An 11,314-nucleotide genomic window follows, 5' to 3' on the forward strand; every position below is an offset into this window, starting at 1 on the left:
GGGTGGAACCGGCCGCAGCCGCGGGCGACTTCCTGGTCGCCGCGGCCGATATGCTGGGGCTGGAACGCCGTCCGGAGTCGATCCGCGCCATACTCGATCGCGTTTGCGGTGGGCAGCTCAGCGGGCGGGCCGCCGACGGATTCCCCACGAGCACGCTGTCCGTCACCGGAATTCCGTTCGAAGCCAGTGTGACCGGCGGTCATGGACGGGTGACGCCGGCTCTGCGCTATGTGGTGGAAACCGGGACCAGGCACGCGGACTTCGAGTTACGCCTCGGCGCACAGCTCGCCGCTATCGACGCGCTCGCCGGATCGATGCCGAATAACGCTGTGGCGGTAACGACTACGCTGCGATCCTTCGTCACCGCGCTGTATCCGAATCCAGCCGAGGTCTCCGCGCGGCACGGTTTTGCCACGTGGCTCGGGGTGGCACATCACCTCGGCGGTGCCGATGGCGCGTTGGGTCTCAAGCTGTACGGTAGCCTGCTGACCGCACCGGGCGCGCTGCCCCGGTTGTGCGCCGCCTTCCCCGAGTTCGCCGAATCGATATCGGTCCCCGCGCGCGACGGTTTCGTCGAACCGTATTTCGCCGCAATCGAAATCGACAAGCATGGCGTCCGCACCCACAAGATCTATCTCAGAGCTCGGTACGGCGATATCGCCACGCCCATGAAAGTTGTGAGCCATTTCGGAAATCCAGCGTGGGAAGTGCTGTCCGAGGTGGTTCGATGTGGTGCGGATGCCGCCACCCTGCATCAGTTCCCGATCGTGATCTGCTGTGGTCGGCGCGGTGATGTTCCGATTTTCGCACTGCATCTCGGTCCGCACCGTGGCGGCGACCTGACCGCGCTCGTGCACGAGCTAGCTGCCCGCCACCACGGCAGCACGAGAGCCGTGGACGCTCTGACTTCGGCGGCCGCTTCGATCGGCGCCGGATGGCGCTATTCGGTGGTGGGACTGAGCTGCTCGGCCGGGGACGGCATCGACAAACTCAACGTCTACGGCACACCTATCTGGAACGCCGCCTGAGCCTGCGTAGGCGCGGTGCGCGGCACCCTCCGGCGCATATCATCAGGAGTCCCGGGTGGCCCGGGACTCCTGATACATACACTGCCCCTTATCCGTTTACCCGATCCTCGGCTGGAGCCACCGTGACCCCGCTGGGCGGGCCCGCGCTGACGGCGGGCGGGGCGACCCGGGTGCTGATGGTGTCGACCGTCGTGACCTGTTCTGCGGCGGTGGTTGTCGCTGCGACGGGCATGGCGGCGAAGAGCGGGTGGCCCAGGATTTGTTCGTGGGCGTAGACCGCGTCTCGGAGGCCCTGGCGGGTGGGCTGGTCCGCGAGTAAGAGGGTCAGTTCGGTGCAGCGGCGTTCGAATACCATGGCGCGCAGGGCTTCCGCTTGGTCTTCGATGCGGAGCTGGCCCAGGCCGACTCGGCCCGCGTCGACTCGGCGGGAGAGCATGCTGGCCGCCAGTAGATCGTCGGCGTCGCGCAATTCCTGCCACAGTTGTGCGGGTACCTGCTGGTTGTCGTGCAGCAGGGCCAGCACGCGGGTGCGCAGCGCACGGGCCGTGACCGCCTCGGCCGGGGTTGCGGTGGTGCGGCCGACCTCGGCGTGTGCCTGTTCCGCGAGTTCGGTGCGCCGCCGATGGATAGCCGAATCAGCGACCGCCCCAACGCTTTCCAGGGCGGGTATGGAGGCCGCGAGGGCCAGTCGGTCGGCGGTGCCGGGTCCGGCCGTGCGCAGATCGACGTCGTAGGCGGGCGGGACCATGCCCTCCACGGCCGTATCGGGTAGCTGTGCGCGCAGGCTGGAATCGATCGAGCCGGACGACACCAGGGCGGTCAGGCTGGATTCGGTGGTGGCGCCCCAGGCGCGCGCGAACTCCGCGAGCACGCGCGCGGGATCGGCGACGCCCTCCCACGGCCAGGTCTGTTCGGTGCCGACCATTTCGTCCCACAGCCACGGGGTCGAGACCTCACGCGGCAGGTAGAGACCGGCGGGCAGCCAGCCGCGGCCCTCGTTGCTGGTGATGAAGACGCCGATCCCGGTGGGACCGCGCATGACCGAGACCGCCCAGGCCAAGCCGATGATCGGCTCGTCGACGGCCGCCAGCACCGCCGCGAGCAGGGTGCGGGCGATGACCAGATCCTCGTTGACGGCCTCGTTCACCACATTGGCCGGACCGGTTTCCCGATCCTTGGCCGCGGCGACCGCCGCCGCGAACGGGGTCGGGACGAGCGTCGGCACGGCGTCGGCGGGCACGCCCGTTCCCGGGGTGGTGGTGTTCTGCCCCGAGTCGCCACCGGAGCCGCTGAGGATGGGTGCCATACCGGTTCCGGTGGGCGCGGTGACCGCACCGGGTTGTGGTGCGTTCGCGGGGGTTCCGGACAGCACATCGCGTCCGGTGGTGTTGGACGAGCCCGGATCGGTCGCCGAGGCGGCCGGTGCGAACGGCGCTCCGGAGGTCCCGGGGGTGGCCTGCGCGCCGCCGGGCATACCGGCGGGCGCGGGGGTGCCGCCGGTGGTGGTACCCGGGGCGGCGATCGGCGAGGTGTCCTGCCCGCCCGGTGCGTTCGTGTCGTTGCCGCCCGGAACCCGCTGCCCGGGACCGGTATTGGACGGATCGCCCGGCGTCTGCGCGCCAGGCTGGGTGGGCGCGGGTACCGGTGCCGGCGTTCCTCGGTGGCCGAGGTTGTCCCCGGCCTGGTGGACCGCGGTCGCGCTGTCGTGATCGGCGGCCTCATACGCGTCGGCGGAGGCATTCAGTTCGTCAGCGGTCCGATAGTGCTGTGCGGCAAGGGCGTTGCCCGCCTGCTGTCTGGCGTTGTAGTACCGCGTCAGCGCGTCGAGGACGGGGCTGGCGATGGTGCCGTAGGTGTGCGGAAAGGCTTCGAGCCAATCCGAGGGCGGCTTCGCCCATTCCACGGTGTCATCGCCGACCTTGCGGTGCTGCACCGCGAGTTGGCGGAGAACCGCAGGATCGATGTGCACTCTGTCGGCCACGTTGAATCGAACTCCCTTCCGCCCTCGGCGATTCGACAATTGTCGAGCCTTCCCACCCATGGGAAGTCTCTAAGGTTCTGTCTGAAGTCCGCGAACCGCGGTTCGCCACAGTCCATTCGGCGAGTCCGGTGGCAGGCCCCGATGGGCCGGGGCCTGCCACCGGCGACTCTCACCGGCGCTCAACTGCTGACCCGCGGTGGACTCTGGGCCGCACCCGCCGAGGCGATGAGCGGATGTTCGGTGAGATGCGCGTGCACGTAGACCGCGTCACGCAAGCACTGCCGATCGGGTGTCTCGGCCAGCAGCAGCACCAGTTCGTCGCAGCGGCGCTGCAGCTGCATATCGCGCAATATCGCGGATCCGCCGTTCTCGTCGAAACGCAACTCCCCCAGTGGTACTCGACTGACATCGAGCCGCCGTTCCACCATGCTCGCGGCGAGCAGATCATCGGCATCACGCAATTCCTCCCACCAGTCGTTCGCCACCGGCGTGCGATTGCGCAGCGCGGTGAGAATGCGCCGGCGCAGCTCCGGTGTCCCCATGGCGTGCACGGGATCCGGTATCGCCCGGGTCACCCGGGTGTGCGCGTCGCGCGCGAGTTCGGCGCTGCGCAGCGCGATCGTCGGCTCCTGCACGGCGGCGACCCGATCGAGCAGGCGTGGCGAGGCGGCCACCTCGAGTCGATCGCGCCGATCCGGTGCGGGCGTACCGAGATTCAATTCCGGCGCCGGACCGACCTCGCCCTCGAATCGCACCGAGGGCAGGGTGGAACGCAGTATCGGATCGATCGGCAGCGATGAGGCCACGGCCGAGACCTCGGCCCCGGAGGTCCGGCCCCAGGCCCGGCCGAATTCGATCAGCACGCGTGCGGGATCGGCCACACCCTCCCAGGCGGCGTCGCGGGCCGCCTGCCAGACCCAGGGGGTGGAGACGGTGCGCGGCAGATACAACCCGGCGGGGAGCCAGCCGCGGCCCTCGTTGGAGGTCACGAAAGCGCTGATACCGCTCGCGTGCCGGGCCACCGCCACCGCCCAGGCGGGCGCGATCGGCGAACAGTCCACCACGGCCAGAATGCTGCGCAGCAGGGTGCGGGCGAGTGCCGCGTCCCCGTCCACCCGATCGCCCAGGACGAAGGAGGGCGCGGCAGCGGCAGCCATCGCCGCGCCGACCGCCGTGTGGAACGCGGCCGGGTCATGCTGGGGTGCGGTGGGTTCCGATCCATCCCGGTCCTCCGGACGGCCGGTGCGGTTGCGCGCGGGATGGTCCGCCGCGGGTGCGGACACCGCACCGCTGCCCGGGGCCGGCGGTGGTCCGGCGGTGCCGGGGGTGACCGTCGTTCGAGGCGGGTTGTTCGCCGATGACGGAGGTGCGCCCGTACCGACGCCGGTACCGGGCTGCGGCGCGTTCGATGGCGCGTTCGCCCCCTGTGCCGGAACGACTCCCTGCGATGCCACCGACGCCCCCGGAACCCCCGAGGGCCCCGCCGAGGCGACGGGACCGGCTGCCATGAACGGCATCGGGCCGCCGACGGGAATCGGCGCACCGGGCGTGGACGTTCCCGCGTTCAGTGTGCTGTCGGTCAACGGGTCCGCGCCCGGAGATCGGCCGGGTTCCGCGTCAGCGCGCGAATCCGGCACGCCCCCTGCCGATTCCGCGGTGCTGTCCGGCGTGGGGTGGTCGGCGGGCGCGGAATCAGATGCGGTGTGGGAGTCGGTGCTCGCCGAGTCCGACTCGGCGCGCGGCGTGGCGCCGCCCGAATCCGCGGAATCATCAGACGAATAATGTTGCGGTGCAACACCACCCGGAGCACCGCCCGAGATTCCCGGGAACATGCCCGGCATCCCCGGCTGGGCTGCGGGCGACTGATACACCGGTGCACCGCTCCCATAGCCGTCACCGCCACCGTTCGCGCCACCACCCTGATTCGGACCGGGTTCGAAGGGCGCGGGCGAGCGGTCGCGCCGGTCCGAGTCCGGCGCGACCGCTCCCTCGGGCGGCGTACCGTCGGGACGATCGACGGGCATATCCGCGTCCGGCGGAATCACCGGCAGGCCGATCGGAATGGGGCCGCCCCCTGGGGGCATTCCGGGCGGGAGCGGAACCTTGTCCGAATGCGGATGCGGGACAGTCGATCCGGGCCGGTGGCGGTCGGTTCCGGGCGGACGCTTCGGCCCGGGCCGGGAGGTGCCGCGCGGCGGCGTCCCGTGCGGCTGCCATCCCGGCCCGACCTCGCCCATACCAGGCAGGCCGAGCAGATCGGCAATGGCGGATAGTTCCGGAAACCCTTGCGGCCCAGCCTGTTGCGTGGCGCGCGCCATCACCGCTGCTACCTCGTCACGGGCATTGCGAATGATCCGGTCGACGCGCGCGATCCGATCGTCACGTTCGGCATCGGTCTCGTCCTGCTCACGAGGCACCGCGTTGATGCCCGCCACGGCGGAGTCGACGATGTCGAGGATGCGCGCACAGGTCCGGCGAACCAGCTCGGCCATATCCCCGAAGAGTTCGGCCGCCAGATTCATGGCGTCGGCCAGTGCCCAGAGCCTGCGCTGTTCGACCCGGAGCGCGTCCTGCACCGGTTGCAGCGCGGCACTGACCCGAATGTGCTCGTCGAAGGTGCGGCGCGCCTGATCGAACCCGGTGACATCCATTTCCGCCGCGCCCCTGCGCGCGGCGGATTCCAGTGTGCGCCAAGCGTCGTCCTCGATCCCGGGCCAGTTGTCGCCGACAATGGCGTTCCAGTACGGGTTCTCGGTGTGCGGCCGCATCGGGGGTGGTCAGATTCGGTCGCCGGAGTCGTGCACGGTGGCGCGGCCGTGTTCGTCGGCGGTATCGAGTGCGGTCGCCGCCTGCACGACGAATCGGTGTGCGGCGGTGGCGCCGGTGCCGTCCGAGGTGGCGGCGGTGGTGCAGCTGGACTTGACCCAGTGCAGCACGCCCAGCAGGGCGTGGTCGAGGGTGCAGTGCGGCGAGCCCACGGGCGCCAGCTCGCCGAGCGCGGCGGTCGCGCGGCCGGTGACCGCCGTGGCCGCCGCCGTAACGCGCCCGGCTGCGGCGATGATCTCGATGGGCTCGTCGATATCGAGCTGATGCCTCACGATTGGCTCCTGTTCCCGAATCAGCGCCGGGCCGTGCCGAATTCGGCGGCCTCGGCGGCGCGGTAGGAGGCTTCGGTCGGCAGGTCGAAGGAGTCGATGGTGTGCGGCAGGGTGCCGTTGAACTCCATTTCCGCACGCAGTGCCACCCGTGATTTCAGATGCGCCAGCCGAGCCAGCCGCAGAATCTCCGCGGCCAGCCAGGTGTCGCCGTTCTCGCGGGCCTCATCGGTGATGTGCAGTCCGACGATCTCGCCGTCCCGATTGCAGGCCGCGCCGGCGGTGTGATCGGGATTGAAGACCTCGTGGGTCATGGTGCGCCAGTCCGGGGCCTGCGGTGGTGCCGGGTCGTAGTCGAAATCGTCGTCCATGGTCGCTCCTGTCGTTGGTCTGTCGGTGGCGAATTCGGTTGTCATTCCGCCGGTTCGAGCTGGGCGGTGAGCGCGGCCCAGGTCAGATCGCCGATGCCGAGCACATGGCGCAGCTGCCAGAAGCGATTGCCCAGATACAGTTCCGCGGAGCCGTCCTCGGCCACATCGAGTTGTTCGGTACCGTCACCGGCCGGATTGAGGGTCACGGTGGTCAGCGGCGGTCGCTTGTCATCCACCATGAGCAGGGTGCCGCCACCCGGAATGAAAGTGAACCGGCAGCGATTTCCGGCCGGGACCGCCAAATCGGCGCTGTTGGTGGTGATGGTGATCTCCGGATCGAGCAGCAGCTGCGCCACCCAGGCCCGCGCGGTCGTCTCCGGGCGATCGGCGTGGATGCCCAGGGCCGGAAGGGCGGCCAGGTCCAGCACCAGCACCGATTCCGTGGCCGTAAGGCCCACCACGACAAGGCGTTTCGCGGTCCCGGCCGGCGGCGGCAGATCGTCGGCGGGCAGGGTCAGCACATCGGTACCCGGTCCGGTGACCGCCGCCGGAAACGCGGTGACGGTGCCGGTGGCGACCTCCACGGTGAAGGCCATGATGGGGCTGGGTGCGGTTCCGCCGATCACTGCCAGCCGGGCCAGGCCCTCATCGTGCAACCACTGCACGGTGTCGGCGACGGTGACCGCCGGTTCGATGTCGATATCGGGTTCGATGTCCGCGCCGGTCATGCCGATTTGCTCGCCGGGGCATCCGCGGTGACCGTTTCCGGCCACGGCTCGACATCCATGATGACCTGATACTGGCGTCCGGCATCGGCGGTGCTCTCGGCGATGGCGGCCATGATCTCGGCGACCAATTCGGCATTGCCGAAGCGCGAGGTGGTCCCAGGTGCGAAATAGAGGTCTGTGAGGCGACCCATGGCATCGACCTCCGGGACCACCGCACCACTGGGCGAGGGCCGCCGCGCGCGAATGCCGTTGATCCGCTCCCGCAGATCGGCGATGCGGTGGCGCAGGTCGCGCGCGGCGTCCAGAGCGGCCTGCACATCGGGATGGATATCGGTCATACGGAGCCTCCGGAATTGGTCGGCGCCCCATTGGTATGGGTCGGCGTCGGGGGTGTCACGGTCGGGGCGATGGTCGGCTTCTCACCGATCACCGCGTCGGTATGCGGTGTGTCGTCGACGTACATGAGCCGGTCCGGATGCCAGGCCACCACGCGAGAGCGATCATTGCCCCCGCCGCCCGGACCACCCGCCCCGCCCATGCCCCCGCCCATCGGCATATAGGGCATGTACGGCGAACTGCCCGCGCGCGCAGCGGGATTGCCCGCGGACTGGTTCGGCAGCGCCTCGATGACGGGGGTACGGGGCAGGCCGGAGTTGCCGAGCGTCGCGGGTGCGCTGACACCCGGCATCTGGGCGACGTTGTAGGCGGTCAAGTCGGGAACGCTCGGCGATCCGGGATCACCGCCGCCCGGACTGCCGCCACCACCGGTGAAGGACGGCAGTTCCGGCAATTGGTCCGAGGGGTAATCGCCCGGATAGTCGAGCTCGCCGTCCGGATCATCGCCCAAGGTCGAATTGTTCTGCGACAGTGAACTTGCCGAGTTGGTCAGACTGCTCAGCAGCGACGGCAGCATCGACATCAGCATGCTGCTGCTCTGATCGCCCTGACCGTTGCCCGTGCCCTTGTTCCCGGCACCGCCGGTGGTATCGCCCGGCGTGCCGGTCCCAGGCTTGCCGGTGCCACCGGGTGCGGGCAGCGTCTTGCCGACATGGCCGGTGTAGTCGGCGTGCGTCTGTGTCGAAATCCCGTTCTGCTCATTGAATTCGGCCAGCGCCTGCGCCAGTGCGACCTCGTCCTTCGAGCGCATGGCGGTCAATAGGCGCTTACGAGTCGCCAGAATCTCCTGCGGCGTCGGATGCCGGTCCTTGGCAGCCTGGAAGGCAGTGGCGTATTCGTCGACATTGGCGGCGAGAGTGCCCATGCTGCTGCCGATTTCGTCGAGTTGACGTCCGAAGGAGTCCAGGTGCTCGGCTACCGCCGTCCCGACGGGTGTCCAGTTGTTCATGACCGGCAGCAGACTCTGGAATCCGGTGACCGCATCGCGATGGGGTCCGTCCAGATACTGCCGGATGGAGCTGGCGAACGCCCGGGCCGGACCCGGACCCGGTCCCGCGCGCAACTGTTGCGCGAAGGTGAGCGGATCGACCGCGGGCGCGCCGGCGGGCGACGGGGGAAGCGGTGCCACGCGCGGCGCGAACGGCGGCATCCGGGGCACTGGATTGCTGACCGTCTCGGCTCCGGCCCCGGCGATCGTTCGTCCTCCTTGATCATCGGCGAGCGTGTAGTCGACTGCGGCGGCACCGATCTCGTGCGCGTGGGGGGCGGCCTTATTCGCGATGCCGATCAGGTTGTTGAACTCCGACTCCGCGTGCGCGGTGTGAAAGGCGGACGCCACGGTGGAGGGCAGATCGGCACCCGCGGGCGTCACCCACCCGGTCGGCAGCTCCGCATGAGCTCGCTGCACCAGCCCCCACAGGGTGGAGGCGGCCGCGATCAGCTCCTGGGGGTCGACGTTCATTGCCATATCGGATCTCCTTCCACCACCGCTCGATCAGCTCGCCGGAGCCGCGACCACCGGCAATGGCGCTGCGGGAGCACCGATTCCGGGCACCGGACCGTCACCGTGCTTGGCGCTGGTCCCGGTGATCTCGATACCGCGCGGATGCGCCCAGCCCACGAACTTGCCCAGCTCGCCCGAGGTCTCCGAGACCTGGTCCGGATACCTGCGCAGTTCCCCGTTCACGATGACGTCGAGCGATGCCTCGGCGTCCGAGCCCATGGCACGCACGATGGCCACCAGATCCGGGTTCTCCCAGATGCCGACGTCGCCGGTCATGAGCTGGCTCGGATCGACCCGATCGCCGATCTGCTTGTTGTCGGACCACTTCGCCGAGGTGTCCGCGTACGCGGCCTGGGCGTCGGTGCCCTTCTTGTTGCCGAACGCCTTGTCCAGGGCCTTGGCCACGATGACCGACACCCGCTGGGTCTTGCCGTCCGGGAACGGATAGTCCACTCCCCCATCGGCATCCGGCGCGGGCGCCGCCGCGGCGGGCGGTGCCGGGTTGGCGGGCTTGTCCGTCGTCGCGGGCGGTGTGGTGGTCGTCGAGGGTGGCGTGGTGGCCGGGGCCTGCGGCGTGACAGCGGCCGGGGACGCTTGCACCGGAACCGCGTTCTGCGGGTACCGATCGTAGGGATCCTCGTTGTAGCGATCCGGATCGGCCTGATACCGATCGTTCATCGGGTTCTGCATGGCGCTCATCAGCGAGGGCAGCATCATGCTCATCGGATCCATACCGCTGCCCATACCACCCATGCCCGCGGGCGAGGCCATGTTCGGGTATTGGCTCGACGTGTCGGGCGGGGCAGGGTTCTGCGGTGTGGGAGTCGGCAGGTCGCCACTCGGATCGGTGGACGGATCGGGAGTGGAACCGGGCGGCGTGGTCCCGTCGCTGCCGGGTGGCTTCGTCGGATCCGGTGTCGGGGTCACCACCGGCGGGGTGGAGCCATCGTTCGGCTTGGGGAGCAAGCCGTCGATCAGCGATCCGGAATCGAAAGGCGGTGGCGTGTAGGGGTTGCCGGTGGTGCCCGGTGGCGTACCGGCGGGCGGCGGGTCACCGGCCTTCCCGTCGACCTGCGCCTGCAACTTGGCGATCAGATCCTTCTGGTCCGCGATCGTTTTCGCGGCCGCGTCGATCTCACCCTTCTGCTGTTGCAGCTTCTCCTTGGCGTCGCTGACGACCGCGGTGAGATCATCGGTGACCTGGGTGATGAGTGTCATGACCCACTGGTTTTCGGTCGTGGTCCCGGGTGGGACCTGCTTCGCGCTCTCCTTCATACCGAGGATGATCGTGTTGATGTTGTCCTGCGCCGCATCGCCGGTGGCCGCCGTATCCTTCACGACCGGTGCGATAACGGCGTTCGCCGCTTTCAGATTGGTGAACGAGGTGCGCAGCCTCGACAGCAGATCCTGATAGTTCGCGATACCCGTACTCTGCAATCCCGACAGGGCGGGCGTCTCGATCCGCGGCGGATCGGATTTGGTCGGCGGAGGGGTCGCGGGCTCGACGCCGAAACTGTTGAAGGTCGTCGCAAAGGTTTTGGGCAGGGTGCGGTAGCCCTGTTCCAGCACGGGCGCGACGTAGTACTGCTCACCGAAGTTCTGCAACCGCATCGCGTTGGTATCGGGCATGAAGATTTTTTCGATGTTGGTTCCCACATCGCACCATCCTGAACAGCTATTGCGCGGACATAGGTGTCACGAGATCGCGATGATCGGAATTTCCTTCGGCCCCGATTGCCCACCGCCGCCGGGCGCACCACCACCCGAATCTCTGTTTCCTGCCCAGTAACTCGCGTAACCGGCGGTCGCACCGGACGCGATGGTTCCCACTTTCGGCCGCAGCACATTGCCGACCATCGCGTATTCGCGGCGCTCGCCCATCTTCAGCACACTCGATGGCACGCGATAGGCCTCGATCGTGTCCTTCACACCTTTGATGGTGTTCTTCAGTCCGCCTTTGATGAGTCCGCTTTCGGCTCCACCCAGCAGGCCGCCGACGCCTCCGCCCAGGACGCCGACCGCCGCTCCGGTCGCCAGGGATTCGGTCCAGCCTTTGCCCTCACCCCAGTGGCTCCACAGGGTTTGAGCGGCTCCACCGAGTAGTCCGGCGGTGAGTGGACCGCCGCCGAGTCCGAACCCGACGGCCGTCGCGCCACCGACGATCACCGCGCCGGCGACGCTCTTCAGGAAGCCTCCGAAGCCCATGCACTC

General features: G+C 68.9%; 10 protein-coding genes. 1 reads left to right on the forward strand and 9 read right to left on the reverse strand.

Translation table 11 applies throughout. The features are described from left to right. Nucleotides 1-2 precede the first annotated feature (2 nt). Entirely contained in the window at nt 3-1,028 is a 1,026-nt protein-coding gene (locus tag ACFC4D_RS26905) for a hypothetical protein (RefSeq protein WP_376067642.1), read from the forward strand. 88 nt (nt 1,029-1,116) lie between these two features. On the opposite strand, the gene ACFC4D_RS26910 is transcribed toward ACFC4D_RS26905, so the two are convergent. From ACFC4D_RS26910 to ACFC4D_RS26950, 9 genes are all read right to left on the reverse strand, one after another. Then, complete coding sequence (locus ACFC4D_RS26910; protein ID WP_376067644.1) at nt 1,117-3,009, reverse strand: type VII secretion target; 1,893 nt, start codon at nt 3,007-3,009, stop codon at nt 1,117-1,119. Nucleotides 3,010-3,188: 179 nt separating this feature from the next. Further along, a complete protein-coding gene (locus tag ACFC4D_RS26915) occupies nt 3,189-5,777 on the reverse strand; it encodes a hypothetical protein (protein ID WP_376067647.1) in 2,589 nt (862 codons plus the stop codon). 9 nt (nt 5,778-5,786) lie between these two features. Beyond that, complete coding sequence (locus ACFC4D_RS26920) at nt 5,787-6,107, reverse strand: hypothetical protein (protein WP_376067648.1); 321 nt, start codon at nt 6,105-6,107, stop codon at nt 5,787-5,789. A 20-nt stretch (nt 6,108-6,127) separates the two neighbouring features. Then, on the reverse strand, nt 6,128-6,475 hold the full coding sequence (locus tag ACFC4D_RS26925) for a hypothetical protein (RefSeq protein WP_376067650.1): 348 nt from the start codon (nt 6,473-6,475) through the stop codon (nt 6,128-6,130). A 41-nt stretch (nt 6,476-6,516) separates the two neighbouring features. Beyond that, nucleotides 6,517-7,203, reverse strand: coding sequence for a hypothetical protein (locus tag ACFC4D_RS26930; RefSeq protein ID WP_376067651.1), 687 nt, complete (start codon nt 7,201-7,203; stop codon nt 6,517-6,519). Further along, nucleotides 7,200-7,541 (reverse strand): hypothetical protein, encoded by a 342-nt coding sequence (locus ACFC4D_RS26935; protein ID WP_376067653.1) that lies wholly within the window; start codon nt 7,539-7,541, stop codon nt 7,200-7,202. The genes ACFC4D_RS26930 and ACFC4D_RS26935 overlap by 4 nt, the downstream gene beginning before the upstream one ends. Further along, nucleotides 7,538-9,067 (reverse strand): PE family protein, encoded by a 1,530-nt coding sequence (locus tag ACFC4D_RS26940; RefSeq protein WP_376067655.1) that lies wholly within the window; start codon nt 9,065-9,067, stop codon nt 7,538-7,540. The genes ACFC4D_RS26935 and ACFC4D_RS26940 overlap by 4 nt, the downstream gene beginning before the upstream one ends. 27 nt (nt 9,068-9,094) lie before the next feature. After that, the gene (locus tag ACFC4D_RS26945) at nt 9,095-10,732 is read right to left on the reverse strand and encodes a hypothetical protein (RefSeq protein ID WP_376067657.1); all 1,638 of its coding nucleotides are present in this window, start codon (nt 10,730-10,732) and stop codon (nt 9,095-9,097) included. A 66-nt stretch (nt 10,733-10,798) separates the two neighbouring features. Beyond that, nucleotides 10,799-11,308, reverse strand: a complete 510-nt coding sequence (locus tag ACFC4D_RS26950; RefSeq protein WP_376067658.1) for a hypothetical protein — start codon at nt 11,306-11,308, stop codon at nt 10,799-10,801. Between the last annotated feature and the right edge of the window lie 6 nt (nt 11,309-11,314).

The organism is Nocardia sp. NPDC056000, assembly GCF_042269265.1.
Lineage (GTDB): Bacteria > Actinomycetota > Actinomycetes > Mycobacteriales > Mycobacteriaceae > Nocardia.

Coding starts and splice junctions, on each gene's coding strand:
- ACFC4D_RS26915 (WP_376067647.1), bottom strand. CDS start 5,777: ATGCGGCCGCACACCGAGAACCCGTACTGGAACGCCATTGTCGGCGAC.
- ACFC4D_RS26925 (WP_376067650.1), bottom strand. CDS start 6,475: ATGGACGACGATTTCGACTACGACCCGGCACCACCGCAGGCCCCGGAC.
- ACFC4D_RS26930 (WP_376067651.1), bottom strand. CDS start 7,203: ATGACCGGCGCGGACATCGAACCCGATATCGACATCGAACCGGCGGTC.
- ACFC4D_RS26935 (WP_376067653.1), bottom strand. CDS start 7,541: ATGACCGATATCCATCCCGATGTGCAGGCCGCTCTGGACGCCGCGCGC.
- ACFC4D_RS26940 (WP_376067655.1), bottom strand. CDS start 9,067: ATGGCAATGAACGTCGACCCCCAGGAGCTGATCGCGGCCGCCTCCACC.
- ACFC4D_RS26945 (WP_376067657.1), bottom strand. CDS start 10,732: ATGCCCGATACCAACGCGATGCGGTTGCAGAACTTCGGTGAGCAGTAC.
- ACFC4D_RS26950 (WP_376067658.1), bottom strand. CDS start 11,308: ATGGGCTTCGGAGGCTTCCTGAAGAGCGTCGCCGGCGCGGTGATCGTC.